24 protein-coding genes are annotated in these 20727 nt (G+C 61.1%); 12 read left to right on the top strand and 12 right to left on the bottom strand.

Going from position 1 to position 20727, the window contains the following annotated elements; all coding sequences use genetic code 11:
• Window position 1 precedes the first annotated feature (1 nt).
• Entirely contained in the window at window positions 2-628 is a 627-nt protein-coding gene (locus tag GIV26_RS25380) for a TetR/AcrR family transcriptional regulator (RefSeq protein ID WP_034128571.1), read from the top strand.
• Window positions 629-953: 325 nt separating this feature from the next.
• Complete coding sequence (locus tag GIV26_RS25375; protein ID WP_236282694.1) at window positions 954-2273, top strand: methyl-accepting chemotaxis protein; 1320 nt, start codon at window positions 954-956, stop codon at window positions 2271-2273.
• A gap of 25 nt (window positions 2274-2298) precedes the next feature.
• On the opposite strand, the gene GIV26_RS25370 is transcribed toward GIV26_RS25375, so the two are convergent.
• Window positions 2299-3183, bottom strand: coding sequence for a LysR family transcriptional regulator (locus GIV26_RS25370; RefSeq protein ID WP_054896730.1), 885 nt, complete (start codon window positions 3181-3183; stop codon window positions 2299-2301).
• Between the two features lie 79 nt (window positions 3184-3262).
• Here GIV26_RS25370 and GIV26_RS25365 point away from each other — a divergent pair, with 79 nt between their 5' ends.
• Entirely contained in the window at window positions 3263-3970 is a 708-nt protein-coding gene (locus GIV26_RS25365; RefSeq protein ID WP_197901174.1) for a CTP synthase C-terminal region-related (seleno)protein, read from the top strand.
• Window positions 3967-4287: an antibiotic biosynthesis monooxygenase family protein gene (locus tag GIV26_RS25360; RefSeq protein WP_054918277.1), complete on the top strand. Its 321-nt coding sequence runs from the start codon at window positions 3967-3969 to the stop codon at window positions 4285-4287. The genes GIV26_RS25365 and GIV26_RS25360 overlap by 4 nt, the downstream gene beginning before the upstream one ends.
• A gap of 132 nt (window positions 4288-4419) precedes the next feature.
• Here GIV26_RS25360 and GIV26_RS25355 read toward each other — a convergent pair whose 3' ends face one another.
• On the bottom strand, window positions 4420-4743 hold the full coding sequence (locus GIV26_RS25355) for a DUF2025 family protein (RefSeq protein ID WP_032895610.1): 324 nt from the start codon (window positions 4741-4743) through the stop codon (window positions 4420-4422).
• Between the two features lie 232 nt (window positions 4744-4975).
• Here GIV26_RS25355 and GIV26_RS25350 point away from each other — a divergent pair, with 232 nt between their 5' ends.
• The 3 genes from GIV26_RS25350 to GIV26_RS25340 all read left to right on the top strand — a co-directional run bounded on the left by GIV26_RS25350 (window position 4976) and on the right by GIV26_RS25340 (window position 7668).
• The gene (locus GIV26_RS25350) at window positions 4976-6103 is read left to right on the top strand and encodes a glycerophosphodiester phosphodiesterase family protein (RefSeq protein ID WP_186527832.1); all 1128 of its coding nucleotides are present in this window, start codon (window positions 4976-4978) and stop codon (window positions 6101-6103) included.
• Between the two features lie 94 nt (window positions 6104-6197).
• Window positions 6198-6503 (top strand): PepSY domain-containing protein, encoded by a 306-nt coding sequence (locus GIV26_RS25345; RefSeq protein WP_034128489.1) that lies wholly within the window; start codon window positions 6198-6200, stop codon window positions 6501-6503.
• Between the two features lie 145 nt (window positions 6504-6648).
• Window positions 6649-7668, top strand: coding sequence for a transporter (locus tag GIV26_RS25340; RefSeq protein WP_054896728.1), 1020 nt, complete (start codon window positions 6649-6651; stop codon window positions 7666-7668).
• 117 nt (window positions 7669-7785) lie between these two features.
• Here GIV26_RS25340 and GIV26_RS25335 read toward each other — a convergent pair whose 3' ends face one another.
• From GIV26_RS25335 to GIV26_RS25325, 3 genes are read right to left on the bottom strand one after another with little or no spacing between them, the layout of a single operon-like run.
• Window positions 7786-8760 carry a biotin-dependent carboxyltransferase family protein gene (locus GIV26_RS25335; RefSeq protein ID WP_236282680.1) on the bottom strand — a complete coding sequence of 325 codons (975 nt, stop codon included), beginning with the start codon at window positions 8758-8760 and terminating at the stop codon, window positions 7786-7788.
• The gene (locus GIV26_RS25330) at window positions 8757-9635 is read right to left on the bottom strand and encodes a 5-oxoprolinase subunit B family protein (RefSeq protein ID WP_236282678.1); all 879 of its coding nucleotides are present in this window, start codon (window positions 9633-9635) and stop codon (window positions 8757-8759) included. The genes GIV26_RS25335 and GIV26_RS25330 overlap by 4 nt, the downstream gene beginning before the upstream one ends.
• 56 nt (window positions 9636-9691) lie before the next feature.
• Window positions 9692-10450, bottom strand: a complete 759-nt coding sequence (locus GIV26_RS25325; protein WP_236282676.1) for a 5-oxoprolinase subunit PxpA — start codon at window positions 10448-10450, stop codon at window positions 9692-9694.
• Window positions 10451-10700: 250 nt separating this feature from the next.
• On the opposite strand from GIV26_RS25325, the gene GIV26_RS25320 reads away from it, so the two are divergent.
• Entirely contained in the window at window positions 10701-11618 is a 918-nt protein-coding gene (locus tag GIV26_RS25320) for a LysR family transcriptional regulator (RefSeq protein ID WP_014719628.1), read from the top strand.
• Here the strand turns inward: GIV26_RS25320 and GIV26_RS25315 are convergent.
• Entirely contained in the window at window positions 11615-12511 is an 897-nt protein-coding gene (locus GIV26_RS25315) for a LysR family transcriptional regulator (RefSeq protein ID WP_236282674.1), read from the bottom strand. The two genes, GIV26_RS25320 and GIV26_RS25315, sit on opposite strands and share 4 nt — an antisense overlap.
• A gap of 106 nt (window positions 12512-12617) precedes the next feature.
• Here GIV26_RS25315 and GIV26_RS25310 point away from each other — a divergent pair, with 106 nt between their 5' ends.
• Entirely contained in the window at window positions 12618-13376 is a 759-nt protein-coding gene (locus GIV26_RS25310; RefSeq protein ID WP_236282672.1) for an SDR family NAD(P)-dependent oxidoreductase, read from the top strand.
• Between the two features lie 11 nt (window positions 13377-13387).
• On the opposite strand, the gene GIV26_RS25305 is transcribed toward GIV26_RS25310, so the two are convergent.
• Complete coding sequence (locus GIV26_RS25305) at window positions 13388-13825, bottom strand: multidrug/biocide efflux PACE transporter (protein WP_054896721.1); 438 nt, start codon at window positions 13823-13825, stop codon at window positions 13388-13390.
• A gap of 88 nt (window positions 13826-13913) precedes the next feature.
• Between GIV26_RS25305 and GIV26_RS25300 the strand changes: the two genes are divergently transcribed.
• Entirely contained in the window at window positions 13914-14768 is an 855-nt protein-coding gene (locus GIV26_RS25300) for a LysR family transcriptional regulator (RefSeq protein ID WP_200583323.1), read from the top strand.
• Window positions 14769-14880: 112 nt separating this feature from the next.
• On the opposite strand, the gene GIV26_RS25295 is transcribed toward GIV26_RS25300, so the two are convergent.
• The 4 genes from GIV26_RS25295 to GIV26_RS25280 are packed head-to-tail and all read right to left on the bottom strand — an operon-like array spanning window position 14881 to window position 17417.
• Window positions 14881-16104 carry an RNA polymerase sigma factor gene (locus GIV26_RS25295; protein WP_236282670.1) on the bottom strand — a complete coding sequence of 408 codons (1224 nt, stop codon included), beginning with the start codon at window positions 16102-16104 and terminating at the stop codon, window positions 14881-14883.
• A complete protein-coding gene (locus tag GIV26_RS25290; RefSeq protein WP_054896718.1) occupies window positions 16101-16577 on the bottom strand; it encodes an SRPBCC family protein in 477 nt (158 codons plus the stop codon). Before GIV26_RS25290 ends, GIV26_RS25295 begins: the two co-directional genes overlap by 4 nt.
• A gap of 24 nt (window positions 16578-16601) precedes the next feature.
• The gene (locus GIV26_RS25285; RefSeq protein ID WP_034128501.1) at window positions 16602-16955 is read right to left on the bottom strand and encodes a YciI family protein; all 354 of its coding nucleotides are present in this window, start codon (window positions 16953-16955) and stop codon (window positions 16602-16604) included.
• 42 nt (window positions 16956-16997) lie between these two features.
• Window positions 16998-17417 carry a YybH family protein gene (locus GIV26_RS25280; RefSeq protein ID WP_072435191.1) on the bottom strand — a complete coding sequence of 140 codons (420 nt, stop codon included), beginning with the start codon at window positions 17415-17417 and terminating at the stop codon, window positions 16998-17000.
• 145 nt (window positions 17418-17562) lie between these two features.
• On the opposite strand from GIV26_RS25280, the gene GIV26_RS25275 reads away from it, so the two are divergent.
• Window positions 17563-18054: a GNAT family N-acetyltransferase gene (locus GIV26_RS25275; RefSeq protein WP_014719637.1), complete on the top strand. Its 492-nt coding sequence runs from the start codon at window positions 17563-17565 to the stop codon at window positions 18052-18054.
• A gap of 65 nt (window positions 18055-18119) precedes the next feature.
• Here the strand turns inward: GIV26_RS25275 and GIV26_RS25270 are convergent, their stop codons facing one another.
• Complete coding sequence (locus tag GIV26_RS25270; protein WP_034128503.1) at window positions 18120-18602, bottom strand: GyrI-like domain-containing protein; 483 nt, start codon at window positions 18600-18602, stop codon at window positions 18120-18122.
• 195 nt (window positions 18603-18797) lie between these two features.
• On the opposite strand from GIV26_RS25270, the gene alaC reads away from it, so the two are divergent.
• Entirely contained in the window at window positions 18798-20009 is a 1212-nt protein-coding gene (alaC, locus tag GIV26_RS25265) for an alanine transaminase (protein ID WP_236282668.1), read from the top strand.
• Window positions 20010-20727: the final 718 nt, after the last annotated feature.

Genomic DNA, 20727 nt, shown 5'->3' with positions numbered 1-20727 from the left:
CATGACTGCCCCCAAACGCCTCACCGAGCGTAAACGCGAAGCCATCGTGGCTGCGGCGATTGCCGAATTTCGCGAGAACGGCTTCGAGGTCACCAGCATGGACAAAATCGCCGCCACTGCTGGCGTTTCCAAGCGCACGGTGTACAACCATTTCCCCAGCAAGGAAGAACTTTTCGCCGAGATCCTCCACCAACTATGGGCCAGCAGCGTTGCCCAGCTGGACGTGATCTATACGAGCGACCGCCCGCTGCGCGACCAACTGCGCACGTTGCTGGAAGCGAAAATGCAGATGATGTCGGACGCCAACTTCCTCGACCTGGCACGCGTAGCCATTGCTGCCACCATTCATTCGCCGGAACGCGCTCAAGACATGGTCAACCGCCTCAGCGCACGAGAAGAAGGCTTTACCCAATGGGTGCGCGCCGCCCAGGAAGACGGCCGCCTCACCTGCACCGACCCGGGGTTCGCCGCCCACCAGATCCAAAGCCTGCTCAAGGCCTTTGCATTCTGGCCGCAGATTACCCTCGGCCAGCCCACCCTCGACCCTGCCGCCCAGGCAGGTGTTATCGAATCAGCCATCGACCTGTTCCTGGCCGGCTACGAAGTCAGCACTCCGCCCTCATACTAAGGCGCGTTATTGCAGAGCGTTTTGGCGAATTCCGCCCGTTGCGTGGCCGCCCATCCGGCCTGAGTTGTCTGATGACACCTCGTCTGAAACTTCATTCGCCGGCCTGCCGCAGTAGCATAATGCCGCCATTGGTCGCCTGGTCAAAATAGTCCTGCCTGACGGGCGAACTTCCAGGTCGGTTGATCACTCTGACACCGTTGTTCTACCCCCTCTGTCAGCATCAGGAAGCTGGCAATGAGCAAGTCAACCGTAAGGCCAGGGGCCCTACGGGGTCAGGCGCAAATACATGGACCCCGCATACGCTTGCATGCCCGAGCCCTCCACCATGCTATTCAACGCTCACAAGAAAACCATCAGTACCCTGCAACACAGCCTTGCCCAACAGACCAGCCTGCTGGACGCCATCGAGCGCTCCATGGCCGTGATCGAATTCGACCTGCAAGGCACCGTGCTGCGCGCCAATGACAACTTCATCAAGACCATGGGCTACCGCGCCGAACAGATCCTGGGCCAGCCCCATCGGATGTTCTGTACCCCGGCGTTCGCCCGCAGCGCGGACTACAACCAGCTGTGGACGCACCTGCGCAACGGCCAATTCCAGTCGGGCACCTTTGAACGAGTAGGCGCCAACGGCGCCTCGGTGTGGCTGGAAGCCAGCTATAACCCGGTACGGGATGAGGCGGGGAATGTGATCAAAGTGGTGAAGTACGCCATGGACGTCACCCCGCGCCTGCAAGCCGAAAGCGAAGCCAACGCCAAGCTCGAAGCCATCGACCGCGCCATGGCGATGATCGAGTTCAACCTCGACGGCACCATCATCACCGCCAACGGCAATTTCCTGCAGCGCATGGGCTACAGCCTGGCGCAGATCCAGGGCAAGCATCACCGCCTGTTTTGCACGCCCGAGCTGGCCAACAGTGCGGCCTACAGCGAGTTCTGGAAGCGCTTGAACCAGGGCGAGCTGTTCAATGGCCAGTTCGAGCGGGTGGACAAACACGGCCAGGTCGTGTGGCTGGAAGCCAACTACAACCCGGTGTACGACGCCAGCGGGCGCCTGTGCAAAGTGGTGAAGTTCGCCTCGGACGTCACCGCCCGCGTGCTACAGCATGCCGCTGACGCACAGAGCGCCGCCCAGGCTTACCACCTGTCGTTGAACACCCAGGAGATGGCGGAAAAAGGCGCCGAGGTGATTCAGAAAACCGCCAGCGGCATGCGCGAAATTGCCGTGGATATCGATACCTCTTCGAAACTGATCGCCAAACTCGGCGAACGCTCGCAACAGATCACCGCCATCGTCAATACGATTCGCGGCATTGCCGACCAGACCAATCTGCTGGCCCTCAACGCCGCCATTGAAGCCGCCCGCGCCGGCGAGCAGGGCCGTGGCTTTGCCGTGGTGGCCGATGAAGTGCGGCAACTGGCGGCGCGCACCAGCGGCTCCACCGCCGAAATCTCCGGCATGATCGCCATGATCCAGGACGAAACCCGCCAAGCCATCGACAGCATGGACGCCACCCGCGACCGCGCCGCCCAGGGTGTGGAACTGGCCAACCAGGCCGGCACGGTGATCCTGCAGATTCGCGAAGGCACCGGCGAAGCAGTACAAGCGGTAAGTGCGTTTGCCAATGAGCGGGGCAATCGCTGAGCCATTGGCGCTGGCTGTCTGCAGGTTAACTTCGCAGCCAGCGCACATGCCGCCCCAGTTCATCAAATAGCGTCACCACCGAGCGTAACGCCCGGCAATCAGGCCGCGTCAACAACCACAGCGCCGTATCGTGCCCTGCCAGCGCAGGGCCCAGCGGTTGCAGGCCATCGCCCATCAGAAACTCCGGCAGCGCCGCCACGCCCAACCCCGCGCGCACTAATTCGGTCACCGACTGCATGCTGTTGCACCGATAACGGGGACGCACGCCCGGCAAATGCTCACGGCGCCAGATGACGGTGGGGTGATCGGGTAAAAAATCGTCCGGCGCGATCCAGGCCAGGTCGGCCCACTCATGGTCTGGGTGCAGGCGCGCATAGTCGGCACTGGCACACACCTGGTAGGTCACCGCACCCAGGCAACGTCCGACAAGATGCGCTGGCGGCGTCTTGGTCAGGCGCAGGGCGATATCCGCATCGCGGCGGCTGAGGTTGGCGAAGTCATTGGAGGTGCTCAGTTCCAGGGTCAACGCCGGGTAGGCCGGCATGAACTGCGCGAGGGCCGGCAACAGCAAACCTTGCAACACCGAGTCGGTGCAGGTCAGGCGCACGGTACCGCTGATCACTTCACCGCCCTGCTCCACGCCAATACGCGCCGCCTCCAGCGCCTGCTCGGCACGCTCGGCCTGTTGGGCCAGGTTGCTCGCCAGGCTGGTGGGCAAATAACCGGCACGGCTTTTTTCAAACAGGGTCTGGCCCAGCGCCGCCTCCAGCCGCCGCACCGCACGGAACACCGTGGATACATCGACCCGCAGCAGCGCCGCCGCCCGCGCCAGGGTACCGCCGCGCACCAGGGCCAGGATCAACGACAGGTCGGCGTAGTCGATTTGATAGTGCGTGACTGCATTGAACATATGGGCAAACGCCAATATTGATTGCGTGAGCGCCAATCTATAGTGGGTATCACCCCACCACAAGTCATGGACGTACATGATGCCAACCCCCGCGCTGCACCTTGCCCTGATCGGTGATTACAACCCCGATGTGACCGCCCACCAGGCCATTCCCATGGCCCTGCAACAGGCCGCCGACGTTCTGGGCCTGAACGTCCAAGTGCAATGGCTGGCCACCGACACCCTCACCTCCACTTCTGCCCTGAGCGACTTCGACGGTTTCTGGTGCGTGCCCGGCAGCCCCTATCGCGATGTCGACGGCGCCTTACGGGCGATACGTTTTGCCCGCGAACAAGGTCGCCCTTTCCTCGGTACCTGCGGCGGTTTTCAACATGCCGTGCTGGAATATGCCCGCCATGTGCTCGGATGGGCCGATGCCCAGCACGGCGAATTAATGCCGGATGCTGAACGCGCCGTCATCACGCCGCTGGACTGCTCCCTGGTGGAGGTGAGCAACACCGTACGCCTGGCCCCGTACACGCGCATTGCGCAGGCCTACAGCCGCCTGGACATCCACGAGGGTTACCGTTGCCGCTACGGCATCAACCCCGCCTTTGCCGACGCCCTGCTGGACGCCAACCTGATTCCCACCGGCCACGATTCGGCGGGCGATCTGCGCGCGGTGGAACTGCTCGACCACCCGTTCTTCGTCGCCACCCTGTTCCAGCCCGAACGCGCCGCACTCAAGGGCATCACGCCGCCGCTGGCGATTGCGCTGCTCAAGGCCTGCCAGGAGGTATCGGTATGATCGCCAAGACACCCGCCCCACCTTATTACGCGGTGATTTTCAGCTCGCTGCGCACCGGCGCCGACCTGGGTTATGGCGAGGCCGCCACACGCATGCTGGAACTGGCCAGGCAACAACCGGGGTTCCTTGGGGTGGAATCGGCGCGGGAGGATGGACTAGGGATCACCGTGTCCTACTGGGCCAGTGAGGCGGCGATACTGGCCTGGAAACAGCAGGCCGAGCATCGGCAGGTGCGCGAGCAAGGGCGGGCCACCTGGTATGAGGCGTTTCACACACGGGTATGCAAGGTAGAGCGGGCCTACACCTTCTCCACTTGAATCACCGAACCCGGTGGGAGCTGGTTTGCCTGCGATGCAGACACTTCGGTGATGCAGTGAAACCGCATTGATACTATCGCAGGCAAGCCAGCTCCCACATTTGCTCGTCATCGTTAGCAAAATCGCGGACGCTCAGCTCACCAAACTACGCAACGCGCTGATCTGCGGGATCTCTACCCGGCGCATATACACGCGTAGCGGCTCGGTGATGTTGATGCGGTCGTCGATATTCTGGTCGAGCAACAACTGCAGGCGGGCTCGGCACAGGGTCATGGTGTGGTCGGCGGCCGGCAGCCAGACGAACTCGGCCGTGGGGATGATGCCGTCATCGGCCACGTCCATGCCGAATGAGTCTTCGCTGAATCGTACGATGTACTGGCCGGTCTTGCGGTTGAGGCCGACAAATCCCTGGAGTTGGTCGGCGGCCTGGCAGATAAGCTCGGAAGTGATGCGCATGGTAAACCTCACTGAAAAGTCCCACAGGGACTGGAAAGATGGTTTACACGCGTGGCAGAAATTACCGCCCTCTGACGGGGCAGCTACCCGTAAGAATACTGCAACGCCCTGCAAAAAAGTCGACAAAATTGGCCGGTCCGCACGTTAATGTCGGTTTGGTGATAGCGCCGTTCGCAATCAATTGTTAAAAAGGACACCTTCTCAAAGTTACCTCCACGAAAGGACTTCGCATATGCCTGTCACGTTTTCCAAAAGCGCCTTGCTGCTGGCGTTGATGCTCGGCCTTGGCCACGCACAGGCTGCCGAACCGGTCAGCCCGGCCGAATTGGCGACAAACGAAGGCATCCCCTATCCTGCCGTGATCGCTCACCGTGGCGCGTCCTACGACGCACCTGAATCCACCGCCGCTGCCTACAAGGTTGCACGCGACCTGGGTGCCGACTACCTGGAACTGGACTTGCAACGCAGCAAGGACGGCGTACTGTTCGCCCTGCACGACAACAACCTGCAGCGCACCACCGACGTTGCCACCAAGTTCCCCGAGCGCAAAGACGCGCCTGCCAACGAGTTCACCTGGAAAGAACTGCAAACCCTCGACGCCGGCAGCTGGTTCAACGCCGCCTACCCGGACCGCGCGCGCCCTGGTTTCGTTGGCCTGAAAATCCTGAGCCTGGACGACATCATCAAGATCGCCGAAGGCAACCCCTCGCACAAACCCGGCCTGTACATCGAGACCAAGGAGCCCAAGCAGTTCCCCGGTATCGAAGCCGACCTGAAAAACAAGCTGCTCGACAAAGGCTGGCTGAGCTCCGCCGGCTCCAAGCTGGGCAAAAGCAACACCGGTGTCGGCCAAGGCAAGGGCCGCGTGGTGCTGCAAACCTTCGAAACCGCCAGCCTCAAAGAGCTGCAGAAAGAAATGCCCAACACCCCGAAAATCCTGCTGTTGTGGGTGGGTGAAGGCAGCATCGAGCCCAAATCCAAAGTGACCTTCGCCGAGTCTGGCGAAGCCACCAAGGCCGCCTACTACGCCAAGCAAGAGCCCAAAGACGCCGCCGAATTCGAAAAGTGGGTCGATGAGGCCAAAAGCCTCGGCGCCATCGGAACCGGCCCGTCGGCTGAGCTGACCGACCACGGCGACCAGAGCTACACCGACCTGGTGAAGCCGGAAATGAACAAGCTGACCCACGACAAGGGCCTGCTGGTGCATGTGTATACCGTGGATGAGCCGGTGGACTTCGAGAAGGTCATGAAGGCCGGCGTCGATGGCATCTTTACCAACCGCGCCGCCGAGCTGTTGAAGTTCTACAAGCGCTGGCCGTCGTCCAGCGTGCAGGACCTGCTCAACGACCATAAGTACTAAAAGCGTTGGTGTCAGTGAGCCATTAAGGCTGAGTTAAGTTGCGCTGGTTAATCTGGCGCCACTTAAACAGCTCAACCTAAGAAGGACATACACCATGAAAACCTTGACTGCCCTGTTCGCTGCTACTGCCCTGACTTTGACCGCCGGCCTGGCCCAGGCTGATGTTCGTCCGGACCAGATTCCCAGCCTGCTCAAGACCGGTGAAGTGATGGCGTTCGAAAAGCTCAACGCCGCCGCCGTCGCCCAACATGCCGGCGCTACCATCAACGATACCGAGTTGGATCACGAAGCTGGCAAGCTGGTCTACGAAGTGGACCTGACCGACACTACCGGCAAGAAATGGGATGTGAAGCTCGACGCCAAGACCGGTGCCGTGCTGGAAAACAAGCAAGACACCTGAGTTGAACCTTGAAAAAACGCGCCACCTTCGGGTGGCGCGTTTTTTTATGCGCGCCTCAAACCGTCACATAACCGTCATACCGCCTTGCAATGATTCGCTCAGGAACCTGTGAAACGTCCTACAGGCCCTTTCTCTGCGAGTCGCCATGAACCACAGCATCGACCACGGCCATCAGGATTCCGATCTGTTTGGCCTGCTTTACGGTTTTCGTTTTCGCCCCGGCGAGAAAGGCCAGCAAATTGATTCCGCCACCGCCCTCGCCGCCTTGCAGCAACCGCCAGACCCGGACGAATTCCTGTGGCTGCACCTGAACCTGGCGCACGCCGCCTGCGAGCGCTGGATGCAGGCGCATCTGTCATTGCCAGAAGAGTTTTTTGAAGCCTTGCATGAAGGCTCACGCTCCACGCGCATCGAGCATGTGGACTCGGCCTTATTGGCCGTGGTCAACGATGTGGTGTTCAACTTCAGCAGCATGGTGTCTTCGGATATTTCCACGCTGTGGGTGTGCGCGCGCAGCCGCTTGCTGGTGAGCGCACGCCTGCAGCCGTTGCACTCGGTGGATAAATTGCGCTCGTCGGTGAAGGCCGGCGAACACTTTCGCTCCCCCTTGGAGCTGTTGGTGCACCTGCTGCGCGACCAGGGCGAAGTGCTGACGCAGATCGTGCGCAAGACCAGCATCAGCGTTGACCAAATCGAGGATCAGCTGTTGTCTTCGCGCCTGTCCACCAACCGTGCCGAACTGGGCGCCGCCCGCCGCGTGCTGGTGCGCCTGCAACGCCTGCTGGCTTTGGAGCCGGGCTCGCTGCTGCGCCTGCTCAATCGCCCGCCGCAATGGCTGCAAAAGGAAGACGTGAAGGAATTGCGCAAATCTACCGAAGAGTTTGCGCTGATCATCAACGACCTGACCGCCCTGGGCGAACGCATCAAACTGTTGCAGGAAGAGATCGCCGCCAACCTCAATGAACAGAGCAACCGCACATTGTTTACCCTCACGGTGGTGACGGTGCTGGCGCTGCCGATCAACATTATTGCCGGTTTTTTTGGCATGAATGTGGGTGGGGTGCCCCTGTCCCAAGACCCGGAAGGCTTCTGGATACTGGTGGCCTTGGTCGCAACCTTCACCCTGATCGCTGGGCGGTGGGCATTCCGCAAATTCTCAAATTGAAATAAGCCCAAAGGTGGGAACTGGCTTGCCTGCGATTGCGGTGTATCAGCCAAGACAATGCAAGCTGACCCACCGCTATCGCAGGCAAGCCAGCTTCCACAGGGGTTAAGCGTATGTTCAGTGATTGAAGAGTCCCGTCATCGCTCTGAGCCGCTTCTTGTACAACCGCCGCGCCTCCAAAGCCTCCTCCAGACTCACCGCCACAAACCCCGCTCGCTGGTTGGGCTGCATTTGCCCGATCAAGTCCAGGTCGGCGCTGATCACCGTGCCAATCATCGCGTAGCCACCGCCCGACACCGCATCGCGGTGCAGCACAATCGGCTCCAGCCCCGCCGGTACTTGAATCGAGCCAATCGGGTAGCAACTGTCCACGATGTTGGAAGGATCGGAGCCGGCGCCAAACGGCTGTTCCCGCGGCTGGAAGCTCAACGCGCTGCCGCCCTTGAAGCGATAGCCAATGCGATCGGCCTCGGAGCCGACCGTCCACGGCTCGGCAAAAAAGCTGCTTTTGGCCTCCAAGCTCAAGCGTTCGTAATACAGCCCCGGCACCACCCGCAACGTCACATCGCCGCCGACCGAACGCCGCAACGCCATCGGCAAGCTGTTGCCCGCACGCCCGGTACCGCTGGCGCTACCGATCGGCAATTGATCGCCCTCCTGCAAGCGTCGGCCGTTAAACCCGCCGAGGGCGCCGAGGGTGTAGGTGGAGCGGCTGCCGAGCACCAACGGCACGTCGATACCGCCGGCGACGGCGAGGTAGGTGCGTGCGCCGGCCTTGGGAAACTCGAACCGCAGCACCTGCCCGGCGCGCACGGCAAAGGCGGTGTCCTGGTGCACCACTTCACCGTCCAGGCGCGGCGACATCAATGCGCCGCTCAAGGCCACCAGCGCGTCCTGCTGGAACTCCAGCTCCGGCCCGATCAGCGTGCATTCCAGGCCCGCCGCGCCCACAGGATTGCCCACCAAGTGGTTGGCCGCACTCAACGCGTATTGGTCCAGCGCCCCCGACGGCGGGATGCCCAAGTGGTAATAACCTTCGCGGCCCAGGTCCTGCACGGAGGTGGCGAGGCCAGGTTTGAGGACCTTGATCATGCCAGCGCCTCCTGCAGGGTTTTCGGGTAGCCGATGGGGTCGGCGAGAAAGGCATCCAGGGAAAACTCCACCGGGCGGATGCGCAAGTCGAAACGACCGGCGTCCACCTCGGCGACCGCCAGGTCATAAGCCTCGCGGTCCATCGGCTTGAACTGCACGATATCGCCAGGGCGGAAGAACACCATGTGCTCCTTGAGGTACGCCAACTGCTGCGCCGGGTCGTAGATCGGTGCCGGGGTAACGCCGAACATCTGGTAACCGCCCGCGCCACGCACCGAGTAGATACAGCCAAAGCAGCCGCCATGGCCCAGGGTCAGTTTCGGTGTGTCGGTGCGTGGCCGCAGGTATTTGGGCACCTGCAATTGCCGCTCGCGTTCGACCATCTGGAACATGAACGGCAAGCCCGCGACAAAGCCGACCATCGACACAAACCACGGCGCGCCACTGTGGGCGGCGATGAACGCGTCCACGTCGGCCAGGCCATTGATGCGTGCCGCGTATTCCAGGTCTGTGCCGCTGGGGTCTTGGTGGCGGTCACGAAAACGCATCAGGGTTTCGTGGGTCCAGGGGTCGTTATAGAGCACTGGGATTTCGATGATGCGCGTGCGCAAGGTGCGTTCGGCCACCGCCTGGGCTTCGGCGCTTTGCACCGCGTCGAGCAGCAAATGGGGCGCGATGCGGTCGGGGTCGAAGCGAATCTGGAAGGATGCATTGGCCAGGCAGACATCCAGTACGCCTTCCAGCGCCAGGCGCTCCACCGCGCGGGTCACCGCCATGCCCTTGAAAAAAGCCTCCAGGGACATGCTGTCGCTGACCTCGGCAAATAGGTGTTCATCACCGCCGAAGCTGTAGCGGATGGGGGACGTTTCAGCCATGTCTGTTCCTCTTGGAATCATTGTAGAAAGGCAGGCAAAAAAGTAAGGGTTGGATCTTATCGGGGTGTTCTGACGTCGATACCCGCCTGGTCCAAGGCTTCACGGGTAGCCTCCACCAGATCCAGGGCGCCAGGGGTGTCGCTGTGCAGGCAGATGGAATCGAATTCGATCGCCAGGTCTTCGCCTTCGACGGTACGTACCAGGCCGGCCTGACACGCACGCAAGACCCGGGCGGCCACTGTGGCTGGGGCCAGCGCCCGCACATTGCGGGTAAACACGATGGAGCCGCTCAGGTCGTATTCACGGTCGGCATAGAACTCGCGCACCACCGGCTGCCCCAGTTCCTTGGCAATGCGCCAGATCACCGAGTTGGGCATGCAGTACAGCATCAGCGTGGGCTCGATGATTTGCAGGTTTTGCACCAACAGCCGGGCGGCCTCTTCATCGCGGGCCAGGTGCATGTAGAGCGCGCCGTGAGGCTTGATATGTTGCAAGGTCACGCCTTGGGCGCGGGCCATTTCACGCAAGGCACCGAGCTGGTAGAGCATGTCGTCCACCAGTTCCTGGGCCGGTGCGTTGATATGCCGACGACCGAAACCCACCAGGTCACGAAAGCCTGGGTGCGCGCCAATCGCCACACCCAGTTGCTTGGCGCGCTCGACGGTGCGGCGCATGGTGCCTGGGTCGCCGGCGTGAAAGCCGGTGGCGATATTGGCCGAGCTGATATAGGCCATCAGCTCTGCGTCGACGCCGTCGCCGATGGTCCAGGGGCCAAAGCCTTCGCCCATGTCTGAATTGAAATCCACTGCCTGCATCAAGGTCGCTCCGCCAAAGGTGATGCCCGCAAAGTAGGCCGTGGCTTGACCCCTTGGGAAGATCTATTATCAGATGGCCCATCTTCTGAAAATCAGATAGCTTTTTTATCCTCGACCCCAGATCGTTCCCACGCTCTGCGTGGGAATGCAGCCATGGACGCTCTGCGTCCGCACTTGAGACCGTGACGCGTAGCGTCACAAGAGGCATTCCCATGCAGAGCGTGGGAACGATCAATAAGCAGAGTGCGATATGTCTTTAACCTTGCGCCAGGTTCGCTATTTCGTCGCCACTGCGGAAATCGGCCAGATTTCCCAGGCAGCAATTCACCTGAATATTTCCCAATCGGCGGTGACCACAGCGATCAAGGAGCTGGAAGCCATGCTCGGCGTGCAGTTGTTCGTGCGCTCGGCCCAAGGCATGAACCTCACCGATGCCGGGCGGCATTTTCTCAACCGTGCCTATGTGATTGTGCGCAGCGTGGAAGATGCCCTCAACAGCCCGTTGCCGGACTACCGCGCCAGCGGCGTGCTGCGGGTGGCGGCCAGCTACACCGTGCTGGGTTATTTCCTGCCGCACCATTTACAGCGCATGGAGCATTGGCATCCGGACGTGACCATCGAGGTGTTCGAACAGGAGCGCCAGGCCATCGAACAGGGCCTGCTCGACGGCCAGTTCGACATGGCTGTGGTGCTCACTGCCAACCTCACCCACGCGGATATCGTCTCGGAAATTCTATTCAACTCCGAACGCCGCCTGTGGCTGCCCAGCCATCACCCATTGTGCGAACGCGGTGCCGTGAGCCTGGCCGACGTGGCCCAAGAACCCTACATCTTGCTCACCGTCGATGAAGCCGAACACAGCGCCATGCGCTACTGGGAACAGGCCGGGCAAACGCCCAAGGTGCGGCTGCGCACCAGCTCGGTGGAGGCGGTGCGCAGCATGGTTGCCAACGGCAGCGGCGTGGCGATCCTGTCAGACCTGGTACACCGGCCCTGGTCCCTGGAAGGCAAACGCATCGAAACCCTGACCGTGACCGACCCGGTCACACCCATGAGCGTCGGCCTGGCCTGGCACCGCGAGCGTGCGTTTACCCCAGCGATGCAAGCGTTCCGAGATTACTTCCACGACGCGTTCCTGGCGCCCCAGCAGTTGTCGGCACGCCGTTAAAGATGAGCTTGCAGGGTGGCGGTCAACCAGTCCATGAACACCCGCACCCGCAACGGCAGATGCCGCTGGCCGGCGTACAGCAACGACACATCCAAGGGCGGCGCCTGGTAGTCGGGCAGCACCGCCACCAACTCGCCGCTGGCCAATAAGTCGCGTATGCCGAGCTGCGGCACCTGGGTGATGCCAAACCCGCCCAGGCACGCCGATTGATAGGCGTCGGTGCTGTTGACCGTCACCCGGCCTGCCATCGCCAGCCGCTGCACCTTGTTGCCCACCAGGTATTCGAACCCGGCCGAGCGTGCGCCCAGCGGCCGCACGTAATGCACCAACTGATGATGCGCCAGGTCTGCCAGGGTTTCGGGCACGCCATACCGTTGCAGGTACGCCGCGCTCGCGCAGTTGACCATCGGCATGCTGCACACCCGCCGCGCTACCACAGTTTGATCGGGCTGGGCGCCGACGCGCACCACGCAATCAAAACCTTCGGCGATCAGGTCCACCTGGCGGTCCGAACAGCTGATCTCCATGTCGATCAGCGGATGGCGCGCCATGAACGCGGGCAAGTTCGGCAAGATCACGCCCCGCGCCATGACATTGGGCATGTCCACCCGTATGCGTCCGGCCAATTGGGTTTCGTCCTGACGGAACAAACCTTCCAACTCTTCCATGTGCGCCAGCAGATCCTTGCTGCGCTCATACAACACACGACCATCCTGGGTCGCCTGCACCTTGCGCGTGGTGCGTTGCAACAGCCGAGCGCCGAGCAACTCCTCCAACGCCTGCACATGCTCGGAGACCGTATAGCGCGGCAAGCCCAGGCTTTGGCCGGCCTGGGTAAAGCTCGACAACTCAGTAACGCGTACGAAGGTGCGCAGCAGCTCAAGCTTGTTCATTAGATTGTTCGCCTTATCCGGCCAGTGATTTCGATATCAGCCTGTTTATCACGTTATGGCCGGACAAATACACTCAGTCCCACTCACCCCATTCGAGGACTGCACCATGACCCGTAAAATCGCACTCATCACTGGCGCTAGCCGTGGCCTGGGCAAAAGCGCCGCCCTGCACCTGGCTGCGCAAGGCATCGACATCATCGGCACTTACCACAGCGCAGCGGCCGAAGCCCAAGCCGTGGTTGCCCAGGTAGAGGCCTTGGGCGGTCGCGCCGCCATGCTGCAACTGGACGTCAGCCAGAGCGCAACCTTCGATGCATTCGTTGGCCAGATCGGCACACTGCTCAAGGATGTGTTCGCACAGGAGCATTTCAACTTCCTGATCAACAACGCCGGGGTTGGCACCTACGCAAGCTTTGCCGAAACCACCGAAGCCCAGTTCGACCAGTTGGTGGCGATCCATGTGAAGGCACCGTTTTTCCTCACGCAGAAACTGCTGCCGCTGATCAGCGATGGCGGGCGCATCATCAATATCTCCAGCGGCCTGGCGCGCTTCAGCCTGCCGGGTTATGCCGCTTACGCGTCCATGAAAGGCGCGGTGGAAGTCTTGTCGCGCTACCAGGCTAAAGAGCTGGGCCCAAGGGGTATTACCGTGAACACCCTGGCACCGGGCGCGATTGCCACTGACTTCGGCGGCGGCGCGGTGCGCGATAACACCGATGTGAATGCGATGGTTGCCAATAACACCGCCCTGGGCCGCGCTGGCTTGCCGGACGATATTGGCGGGGCGATTTCGACCTTGCTGGCCGATGGCAGTCATTGGATCACCGGCCAGCGGATCGAGGCGTCGGGGGGGATGTTCCTATAAGCGACGCACGCCTACGGGGTAACTGGGGTTTTACCGGCGAATTTCTCGCGCAACACGTCATAACCCCAGTGGTACACATAGGTGTACGGCAGGAAGAACAACAGCACGCCAATGTCGAGGATGAAGGCCTCCAGCAGGCTGATCTTCATCAAGGCGGCAATCAACGGCACTGCCAAGAGAATCAGGCCGCCTTCAAACAACAGCGCGTGCAGCACACGGGTCCAACCACCGTTGGCCAGTTGCAGGCGGGTTTTAAGGCGGTCGAACAGGCTGTTAAACACCACGTTCCAGCTCAGTGCCAACAGGCTGATGCCCAGGGTCACTGCGCCCATTTCCAGCGCCGGCCGGCCGGTGATCCACACCAACAGCGGCGTGCAAATCAATAAGGCCAGCCCTTCGAAACCAAGGGCTTGAAACACGCGTTCAGTAAAGGATTTGGTAGGGGTCATGACCCGGCTCCGTGAGTGACGATGGTTGCCATGATCAGGCTTTGTATCGATACTTCATAACCAATAACCATCGATCAAGGCGATAGTCATGGCCTCCCATGAAGTGCTTCAGGCGTTTGTCCAGGCTGCCACCCAAGGCTCGTTTTCCGCGGCGGCGCGCAAGCTGGGCAAAAGCCAGTCCACCGTGAGCGCGGCAGTGGCCAGCCTTGAGATTGACCTGAACGTGGTGCTGTTTGACCGCAGCAGCCGCAAGCCGACCCTCACGCCGGCGGGGCAAGTGTTGCTGCAAAGGGCTGAGCAAGTGCTGGAAGCCAGTAGCCGCCTGGAGCTGGCAGCCAGTCAGTTATCGCAAGGCCTGGAGCCGAAGTTGAGTCTCGCCATGTCCGATACTTACCAATCCGATCGATTCGAGGTCGCCCTCACGGCCTTCGAGCAACGCTACCCGGACCTTGAGCTGGAATGCCTGATCGCGGAATGCGAAGACTTGATCGCACTGGTGCAAAGTGGCCGGGCGCAGATCGCGTTTATCGAGAAACAAGAAGCCTACCCGCCGGACCTTTCCTTCTCCACGGTGGAGGAGCGCACGGAGATCGCGCTGTTTGTCTCGCCTGGACACCCATTGGCGAACCTGGACAAGGTTCACCCGCACACCTTGCAACAACACCGGGAGTTGCGTTTGGCGAGCATCATCAGCCCCAATGAAAACCGCGGCACGCAGCGAGTATGGTCGGCGCCGAGTTACCTGATGCTGATGGAAATGGCACAGCTGGGGTTTGGCTGGGCACCGATTCCACGCTGGCTGGTGGAGCGCTTTGGCGGCAACCAGTTGGTTGAACTCAAGGTGCGCAGTTGGCCGCGTTCGGTGGCGGTGGATGCGCTGTGGTCCCGGCACCAGCCGCCGGGGCCTGCGGGGAGCTGGTTGCTGGGCAAGATGCTGGAATGAGCCTGTAGGAGCGAGCTTGCTCGCGAAGAACGTCAACGATAACGCGTGCTTCCTGAAGAAACGCGGCGTCTGTGAGTTTTTCGCGAGCAAGCTCGCTCCTACATTTGGATCGTCACTGCCTGGAGGAATTGAGTTCGGCGAGACGCCGCGTGATGAAGCGTTTTTCTGGCGCCTGTTGCGTCAGCGACAGCGCTTTTTCGTACGCGCTGCGGGCTTCGTCAAACCGCCCCAACTGCCGGCAAAACTCCCCACGCGCCGAATGCGCCAAGTGGTAGTCCTGCAACTCACCGCGCTGCAAAAGGTTGTCTACCAGCACCAACCCCGCCAACGGCCCCTGCTCCATCGCCACCGCTACCGCACGGTTCAACTCGATCACCGGCGACGGCGCAGACCTGAGCAACACATCGTAGAGCCCGACAATCTGCCGCCAATCGGTTTCCCCTGCGCTGGGCGCCTCGGCGTGCACGGCGGCAATCGCAGCCTGCAAGCAATACGGCCCGAAGTGTGGCGTCATCAGCGCCTGCTCCACCAATGCGCAGCCTTCAGCGATCAAGGCCCTGTCCCAAAGCGTACGATCCTGAGCGTCCAACAGCACCAGTTCGCCGCTGGCAGAAGTGCGGGCAGGCCGACGCGACTCGTGCAGCAACATTAACGCCAGCAAGCCCATGACTTCCGGCTCGGGCAGCAACTCCAGCAGCAAACGCCCCAGGCGAATGGCCTCCAAGGTCAGGTCCTCACGGGTGAGGTCGGCACCCGCCGAGGCCGAATAGCCCTCGTTGAACACCAGGTAAATCACCCGCAGCACACTGTCCAATCGTTCGGGCAATTCGGCGCGGGACGGCACTTGATAGGGAATTTTCGCCTCACGGATCTTGCCCTTGGCGCGCACGATGCGTTGGGCAATGGTGGTGGGCGTGGCTAGAAAAGCGTGAGCGATGGCCTCGGTGCTCAGGTCGCAGATCTCGCGCAAGGTCAGCGCAACCTGGGCATCGGCTGCCAACGCTGGGTGGCAGCAAGTGAACATCAGGCGCAGGCGGTCGTCTTCCACGTCTTCATCACTCCAAGGCGCGGCCTCCAACGCCTCGGCCTGCTCTTCCAATAACGGGGTAAAACGCGACTGCCGACGCAGGCGGTCGATGGCTTTGAAGCGGCCGGTGGACACCAGCCACGCCCGTGGATTATCCGGCACGCCATCCTCGGGCCAGCGCTGCAGGGCGACGAAAAATGCTTCGTGCAGCGCCTCCTCGGCCAAGTCGAAATCCCCCAGCACACGAATCAACGTCGCGAGCACGCGGCGTGATTCGCGGCGGTAAATAGCGTCGATCTGCTGGGTCAATCGACCATGTCCTCGGTCACCAACTTCACCAGGCGGTCCAGGCTCTGGCCCCAGCCGTCATGAAAGCCCATGGCTTCGTGGGCCTGCTTGTCCTCGGCACTCCAGTGCATGGCGCGGGCGGTATAGAGGGTCTTTTCGCCGACCTCCTCAAAGGTGACTTCGGCGCTCATGAACGGCTTTCCCGAAGGCACCCAACCCGGCATGAACGCGTCGGTAAACACCAGGCGGTTGGGCGCATCGATTTCCAGAAAAACGCCCTGGGTCGGGTACTCGCTGCCATCGGGCGCACGCATCAAGGTGCGGAACAAGCCGCCGACCCACAGGTTCATCTCGCATTCAGGGGTGGTCATGCCGTGGGGGCCCCACCATTGTTGCAGCAGGGTTGGCTCAGTCCAGGCGCGAAACACCCGGCGGCGCGGCGCATCGATCAAGCGGCTGATGGACAGTTCAAATTGGGCGGGTTGAGTGTTCACGGGAAACCTCCTCACGTCTTTTGATTATTGTGTTGAGAGATTCAATTGGCGCACGGGGCGCACTTCCACACTGCCGACCCGGGCCGCCGGAATGCCGCCAGCCACCTGGAGCGCTTCATTGAGGTCCTTGGCGTCGATCAGGTAGAACCCGGCGAGCTGCTCCTTGGTTTCGGCAAACGGCCCGTCGGTGATCGACAGCTTGCCGTTGCGCATGCGCACGGTGGTGGCGGTGGTCACCGACTCCAGCGGCTCGGCGGCCAGCATGCGCCCGCTGGCCTGGACGGCCTCGGCGTAGGCCAGACATTCCGAGTCATGGGGGCTGTCGGGCGAAGTGTGCAACACCTGTTCATCGCTGTAGATCAGGCACAGGTATTTCATGGCGTTCTCCGTTTTCGGACTACTGACTATAGTTCGCGGTGCTCAAGGTTTCAGGTCGAACAACGCCGTGCCGCTTTGCATATCAAACGGCGCCGACCAGTGCTCGTGCACCACCTTCCATTGACCATCGATGCGCTGGTAGCCGGCGGTGACACGCATCCAGCAAGCCTTCACCTCACCGTCCGGCCCGGCACCGCCGCAGTGGGCCAGCCAGTGGGCAAATGCGCTGTCTGGCGCTTCGACGACATGCAATTCATGAAACTCGAAGATGCCGGGGCCGGGGCAGTGCTCCATGCACGCCTCCCAATGCGCGCGGTAGGCCGCCTTGCCCTTGAATTGCAGAGCGGTTACGGCGTCGAACGAGACGATATCGTCGGCGTAAAAGCTGACAATCTGGTCGATATCGCGACTGACAACGGCGTCTTTCCATTGCTCGATCAGGCTCTTGATTGCAGTGCTCATGGCGATGACTCCTTGGGGTGGAAAATCACGGAAGACACCCTTAGTCGAATGGCCCCGAGGGAAATCGACATCCCCCTGAAAAATAATTTCCTGTGGCTCAAACCCGATAAACTGCCACTTCTCTTGCAGCCGTTCGGATAGTCCCATGCCAACCCGCCTCGTTGCTTACGAGGCGCTGAACGCTGTGCAACAACAGCAAGTCGGCGCCATCGAAGTTCACCCTGAACAACTGCCGTTTTGCGGTGATATGTATTGCGCCCTCAATACCCTGCTCGCCAACCCGAGTCCTGGGGTCAAGGGCTTCGCGCTGTTGGTCGACGACCTTCCCGTGGCGTTCCTGCTGCTCAAGCGACCACCGTGCCTGCCTCATTGGGCCGATGAACACAGCGCCACACTCCACGCGCTACAGGTAGACCGACATCAGCAGGGGCGTGGATACGGCAAGATGTGTTTGCAGGCGTTGCCCGCCGTGGCGCGCGAGGCCTGGCCGCAGATCAAGGGGTTGGAGTTGTCGGTGGATGCCCACAACCTGGCGGCAATGGGGTTGTATCTGGGGGCGGGATGGGTGGATCGCGGTGAGGCGTACAAGGGTCGCGTAGGGTATGAGCGCCGGTTGAGTTTCAGGTTTAATCCATAGCGGCAATGTCACGTAAACATGACTTTTAAGCGTGCATGTCGTGTTTACGTGACATCGGTGCAGTGTCAGCCCCGCTCCCCGATCGGCAGCCAGATTTCCACCGTCCCCGTGCCCTTCCTGGCATCGAAGTCCGCGCTATAGCGCTCGAAATCCGCGCCCATGACCTTGTAGCCCGAGTGCGGCAGCCATTCGAACATGATGCGCTCGTAGGTTTGCTCAAGCGCCTGCACCGGCCCGTAGTGGGGGAACACGGCATAGTTGAGTGGCGGAATTTCGATCACCTCGAAATTGCTCGGCACGTCCTTCTTGGCCGGGACTTCAACACCTGCCAGGTAATCGAATTCGCCGTGATGCGGGTTATGGCACACCCCGTAGGTCACACCGCCGACGCGCTTCTTGATGTCCTTGATACAGGTATCGAACAACTCCCACAGCCGTGGGATATCGCCAACGGTGGCCTTCGAATATCGCCCTTGTACCCCGGCTATCACCAGGGCCTTACCGGCTTCCAGGCGTGACTCCAACGGTTTTTTTGTCTGCTGATCCATACGAACAGTCTCCTTCTTATGAGGGAACAAACCCGCATCGAGTATAGGGGCATATCCGCGTTGTACTCCATGTAGAAAAATTTCCTACGCATCTGGACAACTGGCCATCATCGCCCTTATTGTCTGCCCCGCAGGCCACCGCAGTGGCCGACGTCGCTCGGACGGTTCCGGGCGCTTACGTACCTCGAGGCAACAATGGCAGACCAAGGTTCGCCGCGCCGCTTTGCGCGCATAGATCGACTCCCCCCGTATGTATTCAATATCACTGCCGAGCTGAAGATGGCTGCGCGTCGGCGCGGCGAAGACATCATCGACTTGAGCATGGGTAATCCTGACGGCGCCACGCCTCCTCATATCGTGGAGAAAATGGTCACCGTCGCCCAGCGTGAAGACACCCACGGCTACTCCACCTCCAAAGGCATTCCGCGCTTGCGCCGGGCGATTTCGCGTTGGTACAAGGACCGTTACGCGGTGGATATCGACCCGGAGTCCGAAGCTATCGTGACCATCGGTTCCAAGGAAGGCCTGGCGCACTTGATGCTGGCCACCCTGGACCAGGGCGATACCGTGCTGGTGCCCAACCCCAGCTACCCGATTCATATCTACGGCGCAGTGATTGCCGGCGCCCAGGTACGTTCGGTGCCGCTGATACCGGGCGTGGATTTCTTCGCTGAGCTGGAGCGCGCGATTCGTGGCTCGATCCCCAAGCCGAAGATGATGATCCTCGGCTTCCCGTCCAACCCGACCGCGCAGTGCGTGGAGCTGGACTTCTTCGAACGGGTGATCGACCTGGCCAAGCAGTACGACGTGCTGGTGGTGCACGACCTGGCCTACGCCGACATCGTCTACGACGGCTGGAAAGCCCCCTCGATCATGCAAGTGCCCGGCGCCAAGGACATTGCGGTGGAGTTTTTCACCCTGTCCAAGAGCTACAACATGGCCGGCTGGCGCATCGGCTTCATGGTGGGCAACCCTGAACTGGTCAACGCCCTGGCACGCATCAAGAGCTACCACGACTACGGCACCTTCACCCCGCTGCAAGTGGCGGCGATTGCGGCGCTGGAAGGCGACCAACAGTGCGTGAAGGACATCGCCGAGCAGTACCGCCAGCGTCGCAATGTGCTGGTCAAGGGCCTGCATGAACTGGGCTGGATGGTGGAGAATCCGAAGGCGTCGATGTACGTCTGGGCCAAGATTCCCGAGCAGTACGCGGCCATGGGCTCGCTGGAGTTTGCCAAGAAACTGCTATTGGAAGCGAAGGTGTGTGTGTCGCCGGGGATCGGCTTTGGTGAGTATGGCGACGATCATGTGCGCTTTGCGCTGATCGAAAACCAGGACCGGATTCGCCAGGCCGTGCGGGGGATTCGTGGGATGTTCAGGGCGGATGCGTTGGTCAGCAAAGCCTGACCTGATCTACCTGAAGAAACCCAATCAATGTGGGAGCTGGCTTGCCTGCGATGGCAGTGTTGGATTCACTACCGCTATCGCAGCATAGGTATCTACACAACTCTGTAGCGCTCAACGGTAACCACGATGCGAAGCGAGTCGCTGTTGATCTTGATCTGCTTTTGATCTTGATCTCAGGCGCCCCGTTAAACCACGCTGGCCGAACGCAGGCTTGAATTCGTGGGTAACCCGGCAGGACGCCGGGTTAGCCGCCCCGCGCCATGGATGGCGCGTGGCGGCGGCCCACGGATTCAAGCCTGCGTTCGGGCACACCGAGCCTAGGCGAGGTGCCGAGTGGTGGGGCAAGAGCGTTTTGCTTACTTTTGCGCTTTTCAAAAGTGAGCCGCTGTCAGAGCGGAACCCTAGGTGGCCGTTACCGCAGGAATGGATATGTACACGGTCCAACTGTGTTGACTGCGAGGCCGCCTTCGCGAGCAAGCCCACACAGTTTGATTGCGGGGTGTCAGGTAGATTGGCGTGGGCTGGCAGGCCGTCATCGCAGGCAAGCCAGCTCCCACAGTTGGATCGCTGAGTGTCAGGTAGATTGGCGTAGGCTGGCAGGCCGTCATCGCAGGCAAGCCAGCTCCCACAGTTGGATCGCTGAGTGTCAGGTAGATTGGCGTGGGCTGGCAGGCCGTCATCGCAGGCAAGCCAGCTCCCACAGTTGGATCGCTGAGTG

Source organism: Pseudomonas sp. PA-1-3F, assembly GCF_021609665.1.
In the GTDB taxonomy this organism is placed as follows: Bacteria; Pseudomonadota; Gammaproteobacteria; order Pseudomonadales; family Pseudomonadaceae; genus Aquipseudomonas; species Aquipseudomonas paracarnis.
Note: the sequence above shows the minus strand (reverse complement) of the source record. Positions and strands in the feature narration are given on the sequence as shown.